Origin of the sequence: Streptomyces caeruleatus (assembly GCF_001514235.1) — a bacterium.
GTDB classification, from domain to species: Bacteria; Actinomycetota; Actinomycetes; order Streptomycetales; family Streptomycetaceae; genus Streptomyces; species Streptomyces caeruleatus.
The window spans coordinates 136651-158378 of record NZ_KQ948926.1 but is presented as its reverse complement, the minus strand read 5'-3'; the positions used below and the strand labels follow the sequence as shown (position 1 = coordinate 158378).

At 71.5% G+C, this 21728-nt stretch carries 11 protein-coding genes; 7 read left to right on the top strand and 4 right to left on the bottom strand.

Going from position 1 to position 21728, the window contains the following annotated elements; genetic code table 11:
• The first annotated feature begins 45 nt into the window (after window positions 1-45).
• Window positions 46-1746, top strand: coding sequence for a coenzyme B12-dependent isobutyryl-CoA mutase large subunit (icmA, locus tag AQJ67_RS09400; protein ID WP_062717637.1), 1701 nt, complete (start codon window positions 46-48; stop codon window positions 1744-1746).
• A gap of 30 nt (window positions 1747-1776) precedes the next feature.
• Here the strand turns inward: icmA and AQJ67_RS09395 are convergent, their stop codons facing one another.
• Window positions 1777-2412 (bottom strand): TetR/AcrR family transcriptional regulator, encoded by a 636-nt coding sequence (locus AQJ67_RS09395; RefSeq protein WP_062717636.1) that lies wholly within the window; start codon window positions 2410-2412, stop codon window positions 1777-1779.
• A gap of 223 nt (window positions 2413-2635) precedes the next feature.
• Between AQJ67_RS09395 and AQJ67_RS09390 the strand changes: the two genes are divergently transcribed.
• The 4 genes from AQJ67_RS09390 to AQJ67_RS09375 all read left to right on the top strand — a co-directional run bounded on the left by AQJ67_RS09390 (window position 2636) and on the right by AQJ67_RS09375 (window position 6997).
• Entirely contained in the window at window positions 2636-3613 is a 978-nt protein-coding gene (locus AQJ67_RS09390; protein WP_062717635.1) for a tetratricopeptide repeat protein, read from the top strand.
• 664 nt (window positions 3614-4277) lie between these two features.
• Window positions 4278-4916, top strand: coding sequence for a DUF6230 family protein (locus tag AQJ67_RS09385; protein ID WP_062717634.1), 639 nt, complete (start codon window positions 4278-4280; stop codon window positions 4914-4916).
• Window positions 4917-5058: 142 nt separating this feature from the next.
• Window positions 5059-5643, top strand: a complete 585-nt coding sequence (locus AQJ67_RS09380) for a DUF6114 domain-containing protein (RefSeq protein WP_062717633.1) — start codon at window positions 5059-5061, stop codon at window positions 5641-5643.
• A complete protein-coding gene (locus AQJ67_RS09375; protein ID WP_062717632.1) occupies window positions 5633-6997 on the top strand; it encodes a hypothetical protein in 1365 nt (454 codons plus the stop codon). The genes AQJ67_RS09380 and AQJ67_RS09375 overlap by 11 nt, the downstream gene beginning before the upstream one ends.
• Window positions 6998-7097: 100 nt before the next feature.
• On the opposite strand, the gene AQJ67_RS09370 is transcribed toward AQJ67_RS09375, so the two are convergent.
• The 3 genes from AQJ67_RS09370 to AQJ67_RS09360 all read right to left on the bottom strand — a co-directional run bounded on the left by AQJ67_RS09370 (window position 7098) and on the right by AQJ67_RS09360 (window position 10510).
• Complete coding sequence (locus tag AQJ67_RS09370) at window positions 7098-7877, bottom strand: thioesterase II family protein (RefSeq protein WP_279616880.1); 780 nt, start codon at window positions 7875-7877, stop codon at window positions 7098-7100.
• Window positions 7864-8778, bottom strand: a complete 915-nt coding sequence (locus AQJ67_RS09365; protein WP_062717631.1) for an SDR family NAD(P)-dependent oxidoreductase — start codon at window positions 8776-8778, stop codon at window positions 7864-7866. Before AQJ67_RS09365 ends, AQJ67_RS09370 begins: the two co-directional genes overlap by 14 nt.
• A gap of 172 nt (window positions 8779-8950) precedes the next feature.
• A complete protein-coding gene (locus tag AQJ67_RS09360) occupies window positions 8951-10510 on the bottom strand; it encodes an FAD-binding protein (protein WP_062717630.1) in 1560 nt (519 codons plus the stop codon).
• Between AQJ67_RS09360 and AQJ67_RS09355 the strand changes: the two genes are divergently transcribed.
• Complete coding sequence (locus AQJ67_RS09355) at window positions 10509-13697, top strand: helix-turn-helix transcriptional regulator (protein WP_341846152.1); 3189 nt, start codon at window positions 10509-10511, stop codon at window positions 13695-13697. The genes AQJ67_RS09360 and AQJ67_RS09355 overlap by 2 nt on opposite strands.
• A 319-nt stretch (window positions 13698-14016) precedes the next feature.
• Complete coding sequence (locus AQJ67_RS09350; protein WP_062717628.1) at window positions 14017-21711, top strand: type I polyketide synthase; 7695 nt, start codon at window positions 14017-14019, stop codon at window positions 21709-21711.
• Window positions 21712-21728 lie beyond the last annotated feature (17 nt).

Sequence of the window (21728 nt, the reverse complement as noted above, 5' to 3'; positions counted from 1 at the left end):
TTCTCCCATCGACATTTACTAGGACGTCCTAGTAAATTCGAGGGTATGGACGCTGACGCCATCGAGGAGGGCCGCCGTCGCTGGCAGGCCCGGTACGACGCCGCGCGCAAGCGCACGGCGGATTTCAGCACGCTCTCGGGGGATCCCGTGGAGCCGGTGTACGGGCCCCGGCCGGGAGACAGGTACGAGGGCTTCGAGCGGATCGGGTGGCCCGGGGAGTACCCCTACACGCGCGGGCTGTATCCGACCGGCTACCGAGGGCGGACGTGGACCATCCGGCAGTTCGCCGGGTTCGGGAACGCCGAGCAGACCAACGAGCGCTACAAGATGATCCTCCGCAACGGCGGCGGCGGACTCTCGGTCGCCTTCGACATGCCGACGCTCATGGGCCGCGACTCCGACGACCCGCGCTCACTGGGCGAGGTCGGGCACTGCGGGGTCGCCATCGACTCGGCCGCCGACATGGAGGTCCTGTTCAAGGACATCCCGCTCGGCGACGTGACGACGTCCATGACCATCAGCGGGCCGGCCGTCCCCGTCTTCTGCATGTACCTGGTGGCGGCGGAGCGCCAGGGCATCGACCCGGGCGTCCTCAACGGCACGCTCCAGACCGACATCTTCAAGGAGTACATCGCCCAGAAGGAGTGGCTCTTCCAGCCCGAGCCGCACCTTCGTCTCATCGGCGACCTCATGGAGCACTGCGCGGCCGGCATCCCCGCCTACAAGCCGCTGTCCGTCTCCGGCTATCACATCCGCGAGGCCGGGGCGACGGCCGCGCAGGAGCTGGCGTACACCCTCGCCGACGGCTTCGGCTACGTCGAGCTGGGCCTCTCCCGAGGTCTGGACGTCGACGTCTTCGCTCCCGGCCTGTCCTTCTTCTTCGACGCGCACGTCGATTTCTTCGAGGAGATCGCCAAGTTCCGCGCCGCCCGCCGCATCTGGGCGCGCTGGATGCGGGACGTGTACGGGGCGCGGACCGACAAGGCGCAGTGGCTGCGCTTCCACACCCAGACCGCCGGCGTCTCGCTGACCGCCCAGCAGCCGTACAACAACGTCGTCCGTACGGCCGTGGAGGCGCTGGCGGCCGTGCTCGGCGGGACGAACTCGCTGCACACCAACGCCCTCGACGAGACCCTCGCGCTGCCCTCCGAGCAGGCCGCGGAGATCGCCCTGCGCACCCAGCAGGTCCTCATGGAGGAGACCGGCGTCGCCAACGTGGCCGACCCGCTGGGCGGTGCCTGGTACGTCGAGCAGCTGACGGACCGGATCGAGGCCGACGCGGAGAAGATCTTCGAGCAGATCAAGGAGCGGGGCCTCAGGGCACACCCGGACGGGCGGCACCCGATCGGTCCGATCACCTCCGGCATCCTGCGAGGGATCGAGGACGGCTGGTTCACCGGGGAGATCGCCGAGTCGGCGTTCCGCTACCAGCAGTCGCTGGAGAAGGGCGACAAGCGGGTCGTCGGCGTCAACGCCCACACCGGCTCCGTCACCGGCGACCTGGAGATCCTGCGGGTGAGCCACGAGGTGGAGCGCGAGCAGGTGCGGGTGCTCTCCGCGCGGCGGACGGCGAGGGACGAGTCGGCGGTCCGGACGGCCCTCGACACCATGCTGACGGCCGCCCGCAGCGGCGCCAACATGATCGAGCCGATGCTGGAGGCGGTCCGGGCCGAGGCGACCCTCGGTGAGATCTGCGGGGTCCTGCGGGACGAGTGGGGGGTGTACACGGAGCCGCCGGGCTTCTGAGCCGCCCGCCCTCCCTCCCTGCCGACCCCCTCAGGGATCGGCGGGGAGCGCGGCCGCTCCCCGCAGGCCCAGCAGCAGGACCTGGGTGAAGCCGCGTACCCACTCCTCGTCGGCGGGGCGGCCGCTGACCAGGGTGCGGTGGACGACCGCGCCGGCGACGACGTCGAAGACGAGGTCGGCGGTGCGGGCCGCGTCCTTGGAATCGGACTCGGGTGGCAGCTCGCCGCGGGTCTGGGCGCGGGTCCGGCCCTGGAGGACGAGCCGTTTCTGGCGTTCGACGATCGACTCGCGGATGCGTTCCCTGAGCGCCTCGTCCCGCGTCGACTCCGCCACCACCGCCATCAGGCCGCTTCTCGCCTCGGGGCGGTCCAGGATCGTCGCGAACTGGAGGACCACGCCCTCGATGTCGGCGGCCAGGGAGCCCCGGTCGGGAAGCTCCAGTTCGTCGAAGAGCTCCGCCACCGCGTCGACCACCAGCTCGTTCTTGCCGGGCCAGCGTCGATAAATGGTCGTTTTCGCTACCCCCGCGCGCGCCGCGACGTCTCCCAGGGTGAGCTTCGACCAGCCCAGGTCGACCAGAGCCTCCCGCGTCGCCGCCAGGATCGCCGTGGCCGCGGCCGCGCTGCGCGGGCGGCCGGGGCGGGTGGCGGGGGTGCGGCTCTGCATCCTCCGACCATATCCCCGCGATATCCGGGGATTCTGTGTGGTCGTGAGGGAGATCACCGGGGGGTGGTGTTCCGGAGGCACTCGATGCCATTACGCTACGTCTCGTAGCGAAAGCGACGACCACTGACGTGGGGTGGGGACCCGGCGTCGACATCATGGCCGGGCGGGGCCCGGCTTTCACACCGCTTTTCACAGTGCGCGCCGGACGGGGGAGGATAGACGCATGCAGCCACGGAACATGTCCATGAGCGGAGTCGTCGACCTCGCCGCGGTGAAGGCGGCCCAGGAGGCCAAGGCGAAGGCGGAGCAGGTGCGTGCCGAGGCCGCCCGGCAGGGCGGGGGAGGGGCCATCTCGCCCGCCGACCTCGTCATCGACGTCGATGAGGCGGGGTTCGAGCGGGAGGTCCTTCAGCGGTCCGCCGAGGTGCCCGTCGTCATCGACTTCTGGGCCGAGTGGTGCCAGCCCTGCAAGCAGCTGAGCCCGGTACTGGAGCGGCTCGCCGTCGAGTACAACGGCCGCTTCCTCCTCGCGAAGATCGACGTCGACGCCAACCAGATGCTGATGCAGCAGTTCGGCGTGCAGGGCATTCCCGCCGTGTTCGCCGTCGTCGCCGGGCAGGCGCTGCCGCTCTTCCAGGGGGCGGCCGGTGAGGCGCAGATCCGCGAGACGCTGGACCAGCTCGTCACCGTAGCCGAGCAGCGGTTCGGTCTGACCGGCCTCGCCGTCGACCCCGACGCCGAGCCCGGCGGCGGCGCCCAGTCCGCTCCCGCCGAACCGGTCGGCCCGTACGACGCGTTGCTGGAGGCCGCGGTGCAGGCCCTGGACGCGGGGGACTTGGCCGGCGCGGTCCAGGCGTACAAGAACGTACTGAGTGCGGACCCGGCCAACATGGAGGCCAAACTCGGGCTCGCGCAGGCCGAGTTGCTCCAGCGCGTGCAGGGTCTCGACCCGCAGCAGGTGCGCAAGGACGCCGCCGACAAGCCCGCCGACGTGAGCGCGCAGATCGCCGCCGCCGACCTGGATCTGGTGGGCGGACATGTCGAGGACGCCTTCGGGCGGCTCATCGACACGGTCGCGCGCACGGTGGGTGACGACCGGGATGCCGTACGACTTCGGCTGCTGGAGCTGTTCGAGGTCGTCGGCGGCGAGGACCCGCGGGTCGCGGCGGCGCGCCGGGCCCTGGCGCGTGCGCTGTTCTGACCGGGCCCCGGGGCGGGGCGGCGACCCCGTTCTGACCAGTCACTAAACGCATCGGCGCGTGTTGCCCGAGTGAAGGATTTTGCTGACAGAGCATCATTGCGGCCGCGCTTTACCAAATCTTGGTAATCGCGGCCGCAGTTACTGCGGGTAAGTCGGAGGCGTCGTTCTGTCGGATTCTGTCCGGTGATTAATGGACTTGTCCGGCCACTGGACACCACCCTGAGTCGCTGTCCGAGACCGGCGGGTCGTTGTTCGGTTATCCCGCCGTTACTACCGAGTAACGAAGCCCCTTGTGCGGGCGGCGAGAATGCACCACGATCGGCCACGCTCGGTCCATTCCCGTACCCCGACAGCCGGTCGGGTCACGGGAGTTCCTGGGTCCCCACCGAGCAGAGTCGGCGGCAGTGGCGCCGGCTCTTGGACAGGGGGGTCTTCGCTCATCCGGCGAAGCCTGTCCAGCAAGGTTGTGCGTGATGCGTGTCAGGCGCGACCAGTGGTTGTCGCTCGGGGGTGATCGCCGGTTGTTCGGGCGCGGTTCGCGCCACCGATCGCAGGCGCTCTCCTTCCCGAGGACGTAGCACTTCTCCCATCCCTGCCCGGCCGAGCCGTCGACTTCGAAAAGTTCGGTCGAGGCCAGGAGATGTACGTCCGAGAAGGAGGAAATATGGAGTCCCAGGTGCGTGGCGGGACCAGATGGAAGCGGTTCGCTGTGGTCATGGTGCCCAGCGTCGCCGCCACGGCTGCGATAGGTGTCGCCCTCGCGCAGGGCGCTCTCGCCGCGTCGTTCAGTGTCTCCGGCCAGTCGTTCAAGGTCACGACCGACAAACTCGTCGGTAACGGTTTCTCGCAGTACGGCGCTCTTGACGAGGGCTACACGCTCTCCGGCAAGAAGACGGTTCACCCCGTCGCCGTCTCGGGGTTCCAGACCGCGACGATCAACAACCTGTGCCAGTCCGTGGTCACCCCCGACATCCCGATCCTCGGGAGTGTCAGCCTGATCCTGCGGGCGGGTGAAGACCCGAAGAAGCCGGTCGAGGCCAAGAACCTGTACATCGACGTGGCCGACCTCGAGGCCGACGCCACGTTCGAGAACATCGACATCGGTGTGGCCGCCAAGGACGCCAGCAAGGGTCCGGGCATGAAGGGTGGCGGCGAGCAGGCCAACCCCTTCGGCTTCGCCCAGCAGGCCGACAAGGCCACGCTGGTCGGCGTGAAGCAGACGGCGTGGGCGACCACCGCCGGAACCTTCAAGCTCAGCGGTCTGAAGATGTCGCTGTCGACGGGTGTCAAGGAGTGCTACTAAGCACTCACTGACGGGCGGGGGAGCCGATGGCGCCCCCGCCCGTCCACTCTCCGCCCGCTTTCTTCACAAGTGGTCACAGGCACCACAACCCACCTACACCGCACCACCATCACAGCAACGCCGTACCAGGGAGCTGTTTTCGATGAGCGCCGAGACTCCTGCCGCGCCCGGCCATGACGAGCACTACCTCCGGGTCTTTCGGCGGAACTTCCGGGCCTGGCGGGGCACGAGGCCGTTCTGGGCCGGTCTGTTCGTCATGTTCGGCGGACTCCCGATCGCCTACTTCCCGTACGCGAACCTGCAGATCGGCCATCTGACGCTGGCGATGCAGACCGCGGGGGGCTCCAGCTCCCTGATCATCGGTGTGCTGCTCGTCGTCCTGGGCTTCACTCTGTGGTTCCAGAAGCACGTCCGCACCTTCGCGGGCGTCGCGGCGATCCTGCTGGCGCTCGTCTCCATCCCGCTGTCCAACCTCGGTGGCTTCCTCATCGGCTTCCTCTTCGCCCTCATCGGCGGAGCGATGGCCGTGTCGTGGGTCCCGGGCACGCCGCCCGACTCGGAGGCGGTGGCGCAGGACGGGACGGGAGCGGGTGGCGCTCCTGAGGGCCGGGACCCCGACACCACGGTCCTCAAGCCCGTTCAGGACACGGACGCGTGGGGCAAGCCGAACGATCTGTCAGGAACGAGCCCGGCGAACGGGGCGAACGGGAGGCACAGTGCCGGCTGACGAGGTGACCCACGGGACTGAGGTGGACAAGTCCCGTGTGAGAACCGGGCCGCGACACGCGGCACCCAAGAAGCCGCTGTTCACCAGGTTCCACATGCCGGCCGGCAAGGCGATAGCCCTGGCGGCGATGCCCACCGCGGTCCTCATGGGAATGGGGTTCACACCGACGCTCGCCCAGGCCGACAGCGACAACGCCACCAAGCCGACGTCCAACAGCCTCACGGCGGACGAGTACAAGGACTGCGTGGCGGCTCTGGAGGACGACGCCTCGGCGTCCCCGTCCCCGAGCGCCAGTGAGTCCACGGACGACGACACGGCCGAGCCGACCCCGTCGGCGTCCGCGGGCGAGGACTCCTCCGACTCCTCGGGTTCCTCGGAGTCCTCCGGTACGGGCGGTTCCTCGGACTCCGCGGGCGACTCCTCCTCGTCGGATTCAGGTTCCGACGAGGCGGCCGAGCCCACGCCGACGCCTTCGCCCAGCAAGTCGAGCGAGGCCCAGTCCGGCGACACGGCCACGGCGTCCCCCTCGCCGTCCGAGAGCGGCGGCAACCTGCTGGAGAACATCGGCGACGCCATCGAGGACGTCTTCACGGGCGGCAACGCCTCCGAGGAGTCCGCGAGCCCGACGCCGACGCCCTCCGCGAGCGCGAGCGAGGAGGCGTCCGACGGCTCCTCCGACGCCGGTACGGACACCTCCAAGGACTCCGACCCGGTCAAGGACACCGCCGAGAAGGCCACCGACACGGTGAAGGACACCGTCGAGGAGGCCACCGGCAAGGCGTCCGACACGGTGCAGGACACCACCGAGGCGGCCAAGGAGGCGGCCGACGAGGTCACCGCCACGCCGAGCCCGTCCGCGAGCTCCAGTGCGGACCCGGAGAACTGCCCGGTCGCCACGGACGAGGAGGGCGGCGTCGACAACCCCGTGCCGCTGCCCGACGAGCCGTGGTACCTGGACGCCAGCTCGCTGCTGCTGAGGGGCGCCGACTACAAGGGCATCGTCACGGTGAAGACGGCGAGCGGCAAGACCAAGAGGGTGTTGAAGTACGTCGTCTCCGACGGAATCGACATCGGGGACCTGCACCAGACGGTGAAGGACAAGCAGTCCGGCAAGACCTACCACGTGCAGGCGGCGCGGGGCTCGACGTCCACGTTCCGCGACGGCGCCACGGTGATGTACACGGAGAGCATCTCCGGCAACCTGCTCGGCCTGATCCCGATCACGTTCAGCCCGGACAATCCGCCGCCGCTGAACATCCCGCTGATCTACTTCACCCATGTGAAGGTCGTCCAGGCAGGCCAGTTCGGTGGGACCCTGCACATTCCCGGGTTGCACAACTACATGACCGACTGAGCACCCCGTAAGCCCGTTCCGGGAGCCGCGCACAAAGCTGAGGGCGCCCCCTTTCACAGGGGGCGCCCTCAGTGGCGTACGCAGTCGTCCGCGGCTGTGCTCAGAGGTTTCGCGCCGTGGACAGGGCGCCGATCCAGGTGCGGGTGAGGTCCGCCACCTCTTCCTGCTGCTCCTGGAGATAGAAGTGCCCGCCGGGCAGCACCCGTACGTCGAGGCCGCCGTCGGTGTGCTCCGCCCAGGAGTGGGCCTCCCTCGGACTCACCAGGGGGTCCCGGTCGCCGACCACGACTCTGACGGGGCAGTTGAGCCGCTGTCCCCGCGGGTGGACGTATGTCTCGAGCGCCGCGTAGTCGGCGCGCACCGCGGGCAGCGTCAGCCTCATCAGGTCCTCCTGTGCGAGAACCCGCGGGTCGGTGCCCGCCAGCCGCCTGAGCTCAGCCAGGAGCGCGGTGTCATCGAGGTGGTGGACCGTCTGCTCCCGAGGCGCGGAGGGAGCGGGGCTGCCGGAGGCGACCACTCCCAGGGGGCCCGCGCCGCGGGCTTCCAGGCGGGCGGCGACCTCGTAGGCGACGATGGCCCCCATGCTGTGTCCGAACAGGACGCAGGGGCCGGTGTCGCAGGCGGCGACGGCCTCGCTCGCCCGGTCCGCGAGCGCGTGCAGGTCGCGCAGCGGCGTCTCGGCGGAGCGGTCCTGCCGCCCCGGGTACTGCAGGGCCAGGACCTCGACCTCGGGCCGCAACAGTGCGGAGAGCTTCAGGTACGCGCCGGCCGATCCGCCCGCGTGCGGAAAGCACACCAGCCGTACGGCAGCCGAGGGGGAGGGGTGGAAGCGCTTGATCCAGCCGGCCGGCCCGTTCCGGGTGCGCTCAGCGTTCAGCAACGAGTTCCTCCGAGATCTCCCACAGCTGTGCCGCGAGGGACGCGTCCTGTGACTGCGGCGAGCTCGCGCGCTGTCGGCGCCCCGAGAAATAGGTCCCGGTGACTCCGGCGACGTCGGGGGAAGTGGCCAGCCAGGCCAGGTCGCCGCCGGAGCGGGCCACGGAGCGGGCGCCCGGCAGGATCCGGACAAGCACCGGGGCCATCGCGTGGTACGACCGCTGTGTCCACTTCGGCCAGTCCCGGTCGAGTCCGGTCTGCGGCATCAGGCCGGGGTCGAACGCGTTGACGGTGATGTCGCGTCCGTCGAGGCGGCGGGCCAACTCGTAGGTCAGATAGAGGTTGGCGAGCTTGGAGGTGGCGTAGCGGACGCGTCCCGCCTTCGGGGAGTCGCCCAGCTCGGTCTGCGCCGGGTCGGCCAGCGCCTTGGGGTGCTGCCAGCGCGGCGCGGGGAAGCCCATCGACTTGTGCGGGCCCTGGTGCACCTCGCTGGACACCAGCACGATCCGCCCCGGCGTCGCGATGTGGTCGACGAGCAGCCGGATGAGCAGGAAGTGGCCCAAGTGATTGGTGGCGAAGGTGAGTTCGTATCCGTCGGCCGACTGCTGCACTCCGTTGACGACCTGGATGCCCGCGTTGCAGACCAGTCCGTGCAGGGGCGGCCGGCCGGTGTCCGCCAGCAGCTTCCCGGCGGCCGTACGGACCGATTCCAGGGAGGCGAGGTCGAGTTCGAGCACCTCCAGACGGGCGTCAGGGGTACGGGCCCGGATGCGCTCGGCAGTGGCTTCGCCGCGCTCGGGACTGCGGCAGGCGAGGATCACGTGATGGCCGGCGGCGGCGAGCTCCCCGGCCGTGATCTCCCCCAGCCCGGCGGAGGCGCCAGTGACGATGATGGACGTGGTCACAGTTGAATTCCTCTGGTTGCGAAGCGAGTTGGGGCATCGGGTGGTCCGTGGCTCACTCTGTCACGCCGGTTCGTCGTCCAAGGTCGCCCTGGTTCGTGGTGCAGGGCCCGTCGGCGCCCGAGCCGGGGCAGGGCCGGCGATCCCAGCTCCTCGGTGTGACGGTGTCGGTGGTTCAGCCCGTCGTGATGACGTGTTCCAGGGCCCGTGACACCGAGCGGTCGGCCAGGGCCGTGGTGGTCAGTGCCGGCGGCATGGCGCCGGTGGATCCGGGCAGCAGGGAGCTGTCCACCGCGAACAGGTTGCGGTGGCCTATCAGTTGGCCCGCCGAGTCGGTGGCCTCGCCCAGGACGACGCCCCCGGTGGAGTGGGAGGTCAGCAAGGGGGTCACGATGTCGAGGCCGAGCCCGGTGGCGGCGCCCAGCCGCAGCGCGGTGCTCTTCACGGCAGCGGTGACGCGCAGGATCCGGGGGTCGGCGGCGGGCCAGTACAGCTCCGCGCTGTCGCTCAGGGCCCGGTAGCGGAACCGGCCGATCGGGGGCGCCACGGACATGGCGAGCGCGGTGTTCACGAGCGGTCCGAGCGCCGGGTAGCCCAGCGGGAAGCTCAGCAGGCTCACCGGTGCCTTCGGGTTGTCCCAGTCGGTGGCGAGGATGTGCGCGGGACCGCCTTGGGCCGTGCTGGTGAGCGGCAGACCGGCGTGGGCCACGAGGTGGTCGCCGCCGCTGCCCCAGTTGCGCCCCACCTGGTCGTTGAGGTGCGGCAGGTCGCCGCGGGCCTTCGCCCGGACCAGCAGGCGGGTGGTGCCCAGCGAGCCGGCGGCCAGGAAGACGTAGCGGGCGGTGAACCGCGGGCGCGCCAGCTCACGGCCCTGCTCGTCGATGCGCCGGCAGTCGATCACGTAGCGGTCGCCGAAGGCCCGGATGTCCACCACCTGGTGGAGCGGCAGCACCTCGGCGCGTCCGGTTGCCTCGGCGGCGGCCAGAACGGTGCGGTCCACGCTGCGCTTGGCGCCGCTGTTGATACCCCACATGGCGTCACCGACGATCGCCGAGCGGACCGCCGTACCCGCGATCTCGGCGCGCACGGTCTGCCAGTCGATCGCCATGTCGACCCGTCGGGTCCCCAGCCCCGCGCGCTGTGCGGCGGTGAGGAAGCCGCGCGCGTCGGAGTAGTGGCGCGAGGCGAGCACGTCGTCGGGGATGGGAGCGACGCCGATCAGCCGGCGCGCCCGGGGGTACCAGATGTCGGCCATCTCGGTGTGGTCGAGCCGGGTGCCGAAGCTCTCGCGGAAGAGCCGCTCGGACGGGGCTTCCATGACGGCGTAGTTGACCAGGGAGCCGCCGCCGACTCCGGCGCCTGCCAGACACGTCACCCCGCCGCCCTTGTATGCCTCCAGGACGCCCGTGAACAGGTTGACCGGTTCCCGGGTCAAGGGGGAGGTGGTGGACAGCCAGGATGTCCGTCCGTCCGGGCGGGTCTGGGGTGCGAAGGTGTCGCCGGAGGGGGTGATGGTCCACCGTCTGCCCCGCTCCAGGACGACGGAGTCGATTCCGGCCTGGGCGAGCCGCAGCGCCGCCACCGAACCGGCGTAGCCGCTGCCGATCACAACGGCGTCCACGGATTCGGCGGCCTTCGCGGTGCCGCTGAGGAGGGGGACGGCCAGTGCCGCGGTCCCGGCTGCTCCCGCACCGCGCTTGAGGATCTGTCGTCGGGTGGGCGCAGGCTGGGTCATGGGCGGCGTGGGCTCTTCTCTACCGGGGGTCTGCGGAGGTTCTCCCGCCCACGATTCCGGGCGCGTCCGCGTCGGGGCAACCCCTGACTTCCGTCGCCCACAACAGGGGGGTGTGACCATAGGTAACAGGGGTTGGTTCGAGGTTCTTTACCATCTATGGGGTTCCGTGAAACCGGCCGTTTACAGATGGCGAAATGTGAGGGGTCGGCAAAGGAGTTGCAGGGGTCCACCGAGGGCTCGGGGTTTTTGTCGGGTGCTGGCTCCTAGGCTGATCGATGTAGCGGTCATCGGTCGGCGTAGCCTCATCTACCTGCGTGATCCCGTCCGGTGGCGGTCTTGCCGCACGTTGAAACACCCAACGGGGAAAGTGATGAAGAGGATGCATTTAAGCGAACGGGGCGAAGTGCTTCAGCAAATACGAAGCCTTCTGGCGGAATGCGAAAATGGGCACGGTAGAGTCGCTTTGATAAGCGCAGTCGCGGGTGCGGGAAAGACCGCGTTATTGAGAGAGTTCACCGAGGAGATTTCCGGCGCCGACGTGGCCGTGCTCAGCGCCGGCTGCACCCCGTCCGATCGCGACATCCCCTACGGCATGCTGAGCGAGCTCCTCGACAGTCCCGCGCTCGGTGCGGAGGACGCCAGGCGGGCGAAGAGGTTACTGGGCGGCGGTGGCGTTCTGGCCGGCTCCGGCTTGCCCAGACTCATCCGGGACATGGCCGAGCTGAAGCCGGTCGTCATCACCGTGGACGGCATACACAACGCGGACGCCGAGTCCGTCGCCCACCTGGTGCGGCTGGTGCGCCGACTGCCCTCCGCCCGGGTGCTCGTGATCCTCACCGAACGTCCGCGGCCGGCCGAGGTGTACTCGGTGCTGCACAGCGAACTGCTCGGCCGCCCGCACGTCAGCTTCATCCGGCTCCGTCCGCTCTCCCGGCAAGGTGTCCGGGAGATGGTCGAGGCGGCCACCGCGGCACCACCGGCCGCCGACCTTCACGCCCTCACCGGAGGCAGCCCGCTCCTGGTCCAGGCGCTGCTGCAGGACCTGCGGGCGTCCGGACGGACGGCGGTCGAGGACATTCCGCCGGCCGGCTCCGCCTTCGGTCACGTCCTGCTGGGCTGCCTGCACTCCGCCGGCCCGACCACGCTGGCGGTCGCCCGCGGGATCGCGTTACTGGACGGGGCGGCCACCCACGCGCTGCTGAGGCGCCTGCTCGACCTACCGCTGGAGGCGGTCGCCCGGGCCGTGGCCGAGCTCGACGCCGTCGGGCTGGTGTGCGGCTGCCGGCTGCGCCATCCCGCGGCGGTCCGGGTGATCCTGGGCGAGATGGCCCAGGAAGACAGGAGGGCGTGGCACCAGCGGGCGGCACGGCTGCTCCTCGACACGGGCGCGCCCGCGGCCGCCGTCGCCCGTCAGCTGCTGCGCGCCGATCACGCCGCCGAGACCTGGACGGCGAAGGCCCTCATCGACGGTGCCCGCGAGATGCTCGACGACGACGACGCCGAGCAGGCCCGGGCGTGTCTGCTTCTCGCACTCCGGTTCAGCGCCGCCGATCTACGGCGGCAGGCAGAGGCGGCCGCCGCGCTGGCCCGCGCCGAACTGCGGCTGCGCCCCGCCGCGGCACCGCGGCTGTATCCGTATCTGGCCGCCGCGATCAGGCACGGTCACCTCGCACCACGACTGGCCCTCGAACTCCCGGAAATCCTCTGGTCGCACGGCCGGGTCGAGAAGATCGCGCGGCTCTACGGCAGCCTGACGCGGCTGGTGGACGACATGGACCCCCCGTTGGCCATGGAACTGTGCGCCCGCCGAGCGATGCTGACCACGGTCTTCCCCCAACTCGCCGAGCGCATCCCGGACACCCGGGAGAAGGTGAGCGATCTGCAGCTGGCCAGCAGCGCGTTCAGCACCGCCACCCGGCTGAAGATCTTCACCGATCTGCGTACCGTCCAGCTGCAGGGCCCCAGTGCCGACGCCGTGCGCAGCGCCGAGCTCGTGCTCGGCGCCACCCGGCTCACCGACCGCACCGTCGAGTCGCTGGCCGTGGCCGTGGTCACGCTGCTCGACTGCGACGAGCCCGGGCCGGCCCGCGAGTGGGCGGAGCGGTTGCTCGCGGAAGCCACGGACCGGGGCGCCGCCCAGTGGGAAGGCCTGATGGCCTCCGTGCGGTCCCAAGTCGCCCTGTACGAGGGCGATCTGGCCGGAGCCGAACACTTCGCGCGGCGAGCGCTGAGCCGGATGCCACCGCAGGCCTGGGGCGTCGGTCTGGGCGTCGTCTACGCCATGCTGCTCCACGCGCTCACCGAGACGGGACGGCATGTCGAGGCCGCCGATCTGCTCAGCATGCCCGTGCCAAAGACGCTGTTCGAGAGCACCCCCGGGCTGCGGTATCTGCATGCCAAGGGCTGTCACTATCTGGCCACCCACCAGTACCGGGCGGCCCTCGCCGACTTCCAGGCCTGCGGCGAACTGATGGCGAAGTGGGGAATGAAGCACTCCACGATGGTGCTGTGGCGCTGCGGCGCGGCGGAGGCGCGACTGGGTCTCGGCGAACCCGACGCGGCCCGCCGCCTGGCGGAGGAGCAGCTGTCGGTTCTGACGTCCGGCGGACACTCCCGGGCGAGGGGAGTGACGCTGCGCGTCCTGGCCGCCACCCGGCCGCCCAGGCAGCGGTCCGAACTGCTCACCGAGGCGGTGAACCAGCTGCAGCACAGCGGCGACCGGGCCGAGTGGGTGAAGGCCCTCGCCGCTCTGGAGGAGACCCACCGCGGACTCGGCGAGACAGCGCAGGCCCGCATGGCGGCCCGGCGTTCCCTGCACGTGGTCACCGGCCTCCCGGCGGCCGTGCCCCTGGAGCCCCCGATGCCGACCGCTCCCGACGCCCTGCCCACTGCCGCGGAGGCGGACGAGCACACGTCCGCCGACCTGTTGGACCACCTCACGGAGGCCGAACGACGGGTGTGCGACCTCGCCACCCAGGGCCGCAGCAACCGGGAGATCGCCGGTGAGCTCTTCATCACCGTCAGCACCGTCGAACAGCATCTGACCCGCATCTACCGCAAGCTGAACGTCAAGGGGCGCCAGGACCTGCCCGTCCAGTCGGCCTTCAGCCATTCCGACACCGCGTCCTACGCACCCACCCGACTGCGTCCCACCGCCGACCAGACACCCGAACCCCGCTGTCCCTAGGCCGCCGGGCGGGGCGCTCCGTTCGTGGGCGCCCCTGCCCCCGTCGCTCCACGCAGGGGTCCGTAGGGGTGGTGCCCGTCGGCGGGGATCCGCAGGTCAGACAGGCACCCCGAACCCCCTACAAGCCCGGATAAGGGTTGTCACGGGCACCGCGTTCGACAAGCCTCTTGTGTATCTGATGCCGCCGCGTCGTCGCGGTGGCGATTTCTCCGGCCGTTCTGGCCGGGGCCGCAGCACACGGGCCGACACCGATGTCGGCGGGTGGTGCGCCTTTGCCGATTCCGAATCCTCATCGCCATCTGAATTTTTCGGGGGAACCATGCCTGCGCGTGACGAATTCGTCGAGCCGATCGCTGTCGTGGGGGTGGGGTGCCGTTTTCCCGGTGCCGGTGCGGGAGTCGAGGGCTTCTGGGGCCTGCTGGCCGAGGGCCGGTCGGGGGTGCGGGAGGTGCCTGCGGACCGGTGGGACGTGGACGGGTTCTTCGACGCGGACCCCGACGTGCCGGGAAGGACGTACGCACGCCACGGCGGGTTCGTCGACGGGGTGCGGGAGTTCGATGCGGGGTTGTTCGGTATTCCGCCGCGGGAGGCGGTGAGTGTCGATCCGCAGCATCGGCTGGTGCTGGAGGTGGTGTGGGAGGCGCTGGAGCACGCCGGGATCGCGCCGGACTCGCTGCGGGGCAGCCGCACGGGTGTGTTCGTCGGGATGGGCGGCAGTGACTACGAGCGGTTGACGGCCTCGGGTGGTGATGTGACGGGGCTGGACGGCTATACGGCGACGGGGGGCGCGCAGAACTTCGCCGCGAACCGGGTGTCGTATGTGCTGGGACTTGAAGGCCCGAGCCTGGTGGTGGACACGGCCTGCTCGTCGTCGTTGGTGGCTTTGCATCTGGCGTGCCAGGCGCTGCGGGCGGGTGAGTGCGACCGTGCGCTGGTGGGCGGCGTGAATCTGCTGTTGTCACCGGGGACGACGGTGGCGTTGTCGAAGGCGCGGATGCTGTCTCCGGAGGGGCTCTGCAAGACCTTCGATGCCTCGGCGGATGGTTATGTGCGGGGTGAGGGCTGCGGTGTCGTGGTGTTGCGGCCGTTGTCCGAGGCGGTGCGGGACGGGCAGGACGTCCTGGCCGTGGTCAAGGGTTCCGCCGTCAACCAGGACGGGCGCAGCAACGGTCTGACGGCGCCGCGCGGCAGCGCCCAGCAGGATGTGGTGCGGCGGGCGTTGGCGGTGGGCGGGGTGGCGCCTGCGGATGTGGGTTATGTGGAGGCGCACGGTACGGGTACGGCGCTGGGTGATCCGATCGAGGTGCGGGCGCTGGCCGGGGTGCTGGGTGCGGGGCGTGCGGTGGACCGGCCGGTGGTGCTGGGTTCGGTGAAGACGAACATCGGGCATCTGGAGGCGGCGGCGGGTATCGCGGGCCTGATCAAGACGGTTCTCACGGTGAATCGTGGGGTGATCCCGCCGCATCTGAACCTGTCCACCCCGAATCCGCTGGTGGCGTGGGACGAGCTGCCGGTGACGGTGAAGACGGAGTTGACGCCGTGGGTGGAGGAGCGGCGGGTGGCGGGGGTGTCCTCGTTCGGGTTCGGCGGTACCAACGCGCATGTCGTGCTGGAGTCCCCGCCCGCGCCCGCGCCCGCGCCCGTGACGGCTGACGAGGCCACGGATGCGTCTGCCGGAGACGGTCCGGTGCTGGTGAAGGTGTCCGGCCGGAATCAGGACGCGTTGCGGGCGTCGGCGGGTCGAATGGCCGCTTTTGTGCGGGAGTCGGCGTCCCCTCTGGCGCTGCGTGAGGTCGCGTGGGCGGCCGGTGTGGGCCGGGCGGACCTGCCGCAGCGGGCCGCCGTGGTGGCCGGCTCACCGACCGAGCTCGCCGACGGGCTCGACCAGATCGCCGACGGAACGGTCCGCGGACGGCTCGCCGCGGCCGGCACCCCCCGGGTCGGGTTCGTGGTGCCGGGCCAGGGGGCCAGGCTGGCCGGAGTGCTCGCCGGGCTTCACGGCCGGGTGGACGCGGTGACCGCCGCCGTCGACGAAGTCGCCTCGGTGGTCGGCGGGTTGTCCGCACCGCCGCTGGCGGTCCTCCTGGACCCCGGTGCGCAGGCGGCGGCCGCGCTGGCCGAGACCGACGTCGCCCAGCTGGCTCTGTACACCACCGGGGTCGCGCTGGGGTCGTGGTGGAAGTCCGTGGGCGTGGCACCCGAGGTCGTGGCGGGACACAGCGTCGGTGCCTACGCGGCCGCCGCGCTCGCCGGAGTCTTCACCGTCGCCGACGGCGCCCGCCTCGTCGCCGCTCGCGCCCGGCTGATGGCGGACCTACCGCGAACCGGCGCCATGGCCGCGTTGTTCTGCGGCCCCGAGGAACTCGCCCACATCGCCGGGATCGAGTCCGGAGCGGTGGAGATCGCCGCCTACAACAGCCCGCGCGAGACCGTGGTCTCCGGGCCGCGCGACGCCGTGGCGGAGGTCGTGGCCCGGATCTCCGAACGCGGAATACGCGCCGTACCCCTTCGGGTGTCGCACGCGTTCCACTCCGCACAGATGGAGCCCGTGCTGGCACCCTTCGCGGAGGCCTTCGACGGGGTACGGCTGCACGAACCCGCCCTGGACTTCGTATCGGACCTGACCGGCGAACTCGCCGGGCCGGAACCGGCCACCGTCGAGTACTGGCTGCGGCATGCGCGGGAGGCGGTGCGGTTCGCCGACGCCGGGCGTGCCCTGCTGGCGGACGACACACGGATCGTGGTGGAGCTGGGCACCGGCGGGCTGCTGCCACACATCGTCTCCGCCGCGGGTTCCGCCGCCGTGACCTGCCTGCCCTCCGTGGCCTCGGACGGCGACTCGCACCGCCGGCTGCTGGAGTCACTGGCCCGAGTCTGGGCCGACGGAGTACCGGTGGACTGGGCCCGGGTCTCCGGCACGCGCCCCGCCCACCTGCCCAAGTTGCCCACCTACCCCTTCCAGCGCCAGACGTACTGGGGGCCGGACAGTCCGCTCGTGCCCACCGGGACCGGTGCCGCAGCGACCGTCGAGCCGCCCCATGCCGTCCCCGAGCGGACAGCGGCCTCCCGCCCCGCGCCCGTGGCCGTCCCCTCGGACAACCGCGACGAACACGTCGCTGCGCTCGTCGCCCACCTCAGGCGCGAACTGGCCGCGGTGATGGAGCTGGACGAAGCCGGCGCACTAGACGCGGACACCGGACTGTTCGATCTCGGGCTCACCTCCACGATGGTGGTGGAGCTGCGCGTCGGACTCGAACGCGCACTGGGGCGCCAGATCCCCACGACGGCCGTCTTCGACCACCCCACCATCCGCCGACTCGCCGAATACCTCGCCGACCTGGACGTGGCGGCCCCCGCCGCCCCCGCCAGGTCCGTCGAACGAGCCGATGCGGCCGGGTCGGCCACCGCGGAACCCCTCGCCATCATCGGCATGGGCTGCCGCTTCCCCGGCGGGGCCAACGACCTCGACGCCTACTGGCGGCTGCTGTCGGAAGGCCGCGACGCCACCTCCCCCGTACCCGAGGACCGGTGGGACCGGGACGCCTTCTACGACCCGGACCCGGCCGCGCCCGGCAAGGCGTACACCTACCGCGGTGGCTTCCTCGACGTACCCGTAGACCTGTTCGACGCCGAGGCCTTCGGCATCGCGCCCAGGGAAGCCCGCAGCATGGATCCGCAGCAGCGGCTGCTGCTCGAAGTGGCCACCGAGGCGCTCGCGGACGCCGGCTGCACCACCGCGCGGCTCGCCGGCTCCACCACCGCGGTCTACGTCGGCATCAACACCAGCGACTACATGCAACTGCTGTCCGCCGGCGGCACCCAGCACATCGACCCCTACCAGGCGACCGGCAACACCTTCAGCGTGGCCGCCGGACGGCTGTCGTACCTCCTCGGTGCCCAGGGTCCCAGCATGGCCGTGGACACCGCGTGCTCCTCGTCACTGGTCGCCGCCCACCTCGCCGCCCGCAGCCTGCGCTCCGGCGAGGCGGATCTGGCGATCGTGGCCGGGGTCAACCTGATGCTGGCCCCCGGCACCACCGTCAGTCTGGCCAAACTCGGCGCGCTGTCCCCGGACGGCCGCTGCAAGACCTTCGACGCCTCGGCCGACGGATACGGCCGTGGCGAGGGCTGCGGTGTCGTCGTCCTCAAGCGGCTGTCCGACGCGGTCGCCGACGGGGACCGGGTGTGGGCCGTGCTGCGCGGCTCCGCGGTCAACCAGGACGGTCGCAGCGCCGGCCTGACCGTCCCCAACGGGCAGGCCCAGCAGGCCGTCATCCGGGAGGCGCTGCGGGACAGCGGGACCGACCCGGCGACGGTCGGTTACGTGGAGGCCCACGGCACCGGCACCCCGCTCGGCGACCCGATGGAGGTCGGCGCCCTGGTGGACGTGCTGCGCCCGGACCCCGACACGGCGGACCCGCTGACGGTCGGCTCGGTGAAGACCAACATCGGGCACCTGGAAGCCGCCGCCGGGGTCTCCGGCCTGATCAAGGTGGCGCTGTCCCTGCACCACGGCAGGATCCCGCCGCACCTGCACTTCGACACCCCCAACCCGCACCTTCCGTGGGACCGGCTGCCGGTGGAGATCCCCACGGAACTCGCCGAGTGGAAGCAGCCCGACGGCACCCGCACCGCCGGTGTCAGCTCCTTCGGCTTCAGCGGCACCAACGCCCATGTGATCCTCGGAGAGGCCCCGCCCGAGACCCGACGGGACTTCGCCGACGAGGTCCACCCACACCCCGCGACCGCGCCCGCCGAAGAGCCCTCCGCCCTACTCCTGCTGCTGTCGGCCCGCACCCCGGACGCCCTGGCCGCCACCGAAGAGACCTACGCCTCTTTCCTGGCCGCGGCCGACGAGGACCGGCCCGACGCGGCGTCCGCCGGCCGACCGGACTGGGCGGGCATCACCAGCACCGCCGCGCTCCACCGTGACCACCTGCCGCGGCGTACCTCGGTGGTCGCCCGCTCGGCGAGCGAGGCGGCCAGGACAGTGTCCGCCGCCGCGAGCGGGGCACGGGCCACCGGCATCCGGCGCGGCTCGGTCGTCCCCGCCGAGAACCGACGGCTGCTCTTCGTCTACAGCGGACAGGGCTGCCAGTGGGCCGGCATGGGACGCGGTCTGCTCGCGGACCCCACCGCCGCACGGGTGCTGCGGCACTGTGACGCGGTCGTCCGGAGGCTGGCCGACTTCTCACTCGTCGACGAGCTCACGGCCGACCGCGCCCGCTCCCGCCTGGCCGACACCGTGATCGCCCAGCCCGCGGTGCTCGCCGTGCAGGCCGCGCTCACCGAGGTGTGGCGCAGCTGGGGGATCACCCCGGACGCGGTGCTCGGACACAGCGTGGGCGAGGTCGGCGCGGCGTATGCCGCCGGGGCGCTCGACCTGGACACCGCGATGGAGATCGTGGTCCGCCGGGGCGAGGTCATGGGGGCCACCCGGGGACAGGGCGCCATGGCAGCCGTCGGCCTGGGCGCCGACCAGGTCGCCGACCTGATCGCGCCCTACGGGGAGCGGGTCACCGTCGCCGCCGTCAACTCCCCGGTCAGTACGGTGATCGCCGGTGACCCGGCGGCCCTGGCCGAGGTGGAGGAGCGTGTCCGCGCACGCCGGGCCCAGTGGGCGACCGTGCAGAAGGAGTACGCCTTCCACAGCCCGTACATGCTGCCCGTCCAGGGCGACCTGGAGCGGGCGCTGGCCCACCTCCCGGCTCCCGCGCCCGCCGGCCTGCCCGTCCTGTCCACCGTCACCGGGAAACCCGCCGAGCCCGGTGCGTTCGACACCGGCTACTGGTGCGCCAACATGGTCAGCCCGGTGCGCTTCGCCGACGCCGTACGAGCCGCCGTGGGCGAAGAGGCCCACACAGCGGTGGTGGAGATCGGACCGCACAGCGTGCTCCGCTCCGCGGTCGCCCAGACCCTGACGGACCGCGCCGAGCACCTGACCGTGCTGGGCTCCATGCGGACCGGCGCCGACAGCCGCACCACCCTGCTCGACGCGGCCGGCGCACTGCACGTCCTCGGATACGACCTCGCGCACGAGGCGATACAGCCGACCCGTGCCCCGCGGGTCTCCCTGCCGGGCTACCCCTGGCAGCGACAGCGGCACTGGCTGCCCGCCAAGCCGGTGTCCACCGGGCCGGGAACCGCGGACCCCACCGACGACCTCGACACCCAACTGGCCGAGAACACCTACGAGCTTCAGTGGCGCACCGCCGAGGCCCCCCAAGGGCCCGGTCCGGACCAGGCCGGCGAGGGCACCTGGCTGCTGGTCGCCGACCGGCAGGGCGTCGCCGCCCGCGTCGCCGCACTGCTGGAGGCCACCGGCGCCGACTGCCGGCTGCTCACCCCCGAGGAGGCCGCCGGCGAGGACTTCCCGTCGGCCGGGCGGCCGGTCCGGGGCCTGCTGCACCTGGGCACGCTGGACGCCGACCCGGAGGCGCGGGCGCCGGGAGAGGAGCTGGACGCCGCACTCGCCGTCTCCTGCGGCCCCCTGCTGTGGGCGGCCCGGAACCTCACCGTCACCGACGGACACCCTGCCCCCCGGCTGTGGCTGGTCACCCGCGGAGCCGCCGCCGTCGACGGCACCGCCGTGACCCCGTCGCACGCTCCGGCATGGGGACTCGGCCGGGTGGTGGCGCTGGAACACCCCGAGGTGTGGGGCGGCTCGCTCGACCTGGACCCGGAGACGGCCGACCTCGACGCCGACGCCGCGGCCGTCGTGGCCGAGGTGCTGCGCGCCGACGGCGAGGACCAGATCGCCTACCGCACCGGGACCCGCAAGGTCGCCCGGCTGCGCGTGGCCGACGCACTCGACCCGCGGGAGACCGTGCGGGTCGACGCCGACGCCGCCTATCTCGTCACCGGTGGTCGCGGCGCACTCGGCCTGCGGATCGCCCGCTGGCTCGCCGACCACGGGGCCCGCCACCTGGTGCTGACCGGTCGCCGGCCACTGTCGGACGACCCCGACGACCCGGCCGTACGCGCCGTCGGGGAACTGCGGGACGCGGGCGTCACCGTGCACACCCCCGCCGTCGACGTGGCCGACGCGGAGGGGATGGCCGCCGTCTTCGACGCCTGCGGCACCGAGTGGCCCGCGCTGCGCGGGGTGGTGCACGCGGCCGGACTGTTCGACCCGTGTGCCGTACAGGACATGGACGGGGAGCAGCTGCGCGCCGTACTGCGGCCCAAGGTCGAGGGCACCCTGGTCCTGGACGCGCTGGCGGACCGGGCGGAACTGGACTTCTTCGTGATGTTCTCCTCCGCCTCCTCGGTGTGGGGCTCGGCGCTCGCGGGGCACTACGCCGCCGCCAACTACTTCCAGGACGTGATGGCGCACGACCGCGCCGGACGCGGGCTGCCCGCACTCGCCGTCAACTGGGGCTGGTGGTCCGGCAGCGACATGGTCTCGCCCGAACACGTCGGCTACTTCGAGTCGATGGGCCTGCACGTGCTGCCCGACCGGGTCGGTTTCACCGCGCTCGACCGGCTGCTGGGCGCCGGACGCCACCAGATGACCGTCGCGCCGGTGGACTGGAACGTCTTCCGTCCGGTCCTGGAGGCCAAGCGCCGCCGTCCGCTGCTGGAACTGCTGGGCACCGCCGCCACGGCGACGGACACCGTGGACCAGGACCTCCTGGACCGACTGCGCGAGGCACCCGGCGCGGTGCGCCGGCGGCTCCTTGAGGACCGTCTGCGGGAGGAGACCGCCGCCGTGCTCGGCGGCACCCTCCTGGAACGCGAGGCGGGCTTCTTCGAGGCGGGCATGGACTCGATCACCAGCGTCGAGCTGAAGACCCGGGTGGACGGAGTGCTCGGCGTACGCCTGCCCGCCACCGCCACCTTCGAGCACCCGACCATCGCCGCACTGGCCGAGTACGTGCTCACCGAGGTGCTGCCGCCCGAAACCGCTCCCGCACCGGAGCCCGCCGAACCCGAGGACCAGCAGGCGGCAGAGCTCGACGACCTCTCCGAGGACGAGCTGATGCGCCTTCTCGGCGAGGAACTGGAGCGCTAGCCACCCATGAGCCCCAC

Coding starts and splice junctions, on each gene's coding strand:
- AQJ67_RS09350 (WP_062717628.1), top strand. CDS start 14,017: ATGCCTGCGCGTGACGAATTCGTCGAGCCGATCGCTGTCGTGGGGGTG.
- AQJ67_RS09380 (WP_062717633.1), top strand. CDS start 5,059: ATGAGCGCCGAGACTCCTGCCGCGCCCGGCCATGACGAGCACTACCTC.
- AQJ67_RS09355 (WP_341846152.1), top strand. CDS start 10,509: ATGGGCGGCGTGGGCTCTTCTCTACCGGGGGTCTGCGGAGGTTCTCCC.
- AQJ67_RS09385 (WP_062717634.1), top strand. CDS start 4,278: ATGGAGTCCCAGGTGCGTGGCGGGACCAGATGGAAGCGGTTCGCTGTG.
- AQJ67_RS09360 (WP_062717630.1), bottom strand. CDS start 10,510: ATGACCCAGCCTGCGCCCACCCGACGACAGATCCTCAAGCGCGGTGCG.
- AQJ67_RS09390 (WP_062717635.1), top strand. CDS start 2,636: ATGCAGCCACGGAACATGTCCATGAGCGGAGTCGTCGACCTCGCCGCG.
- icmA (WP_062717637.1), top strand. CDS start 46: ATGGACGCTGACGCCATCGAGGAGGGCCGCCGTCGCTGGCAGGCCCGG.
- AQJ67_RS09395 (WP_062717636.1), bottom strand. CDS start 2,412: ATGCAGAGCCGCACCCCCGCCACCCGCCCCGGCCGCCCGCGCAGCGCG.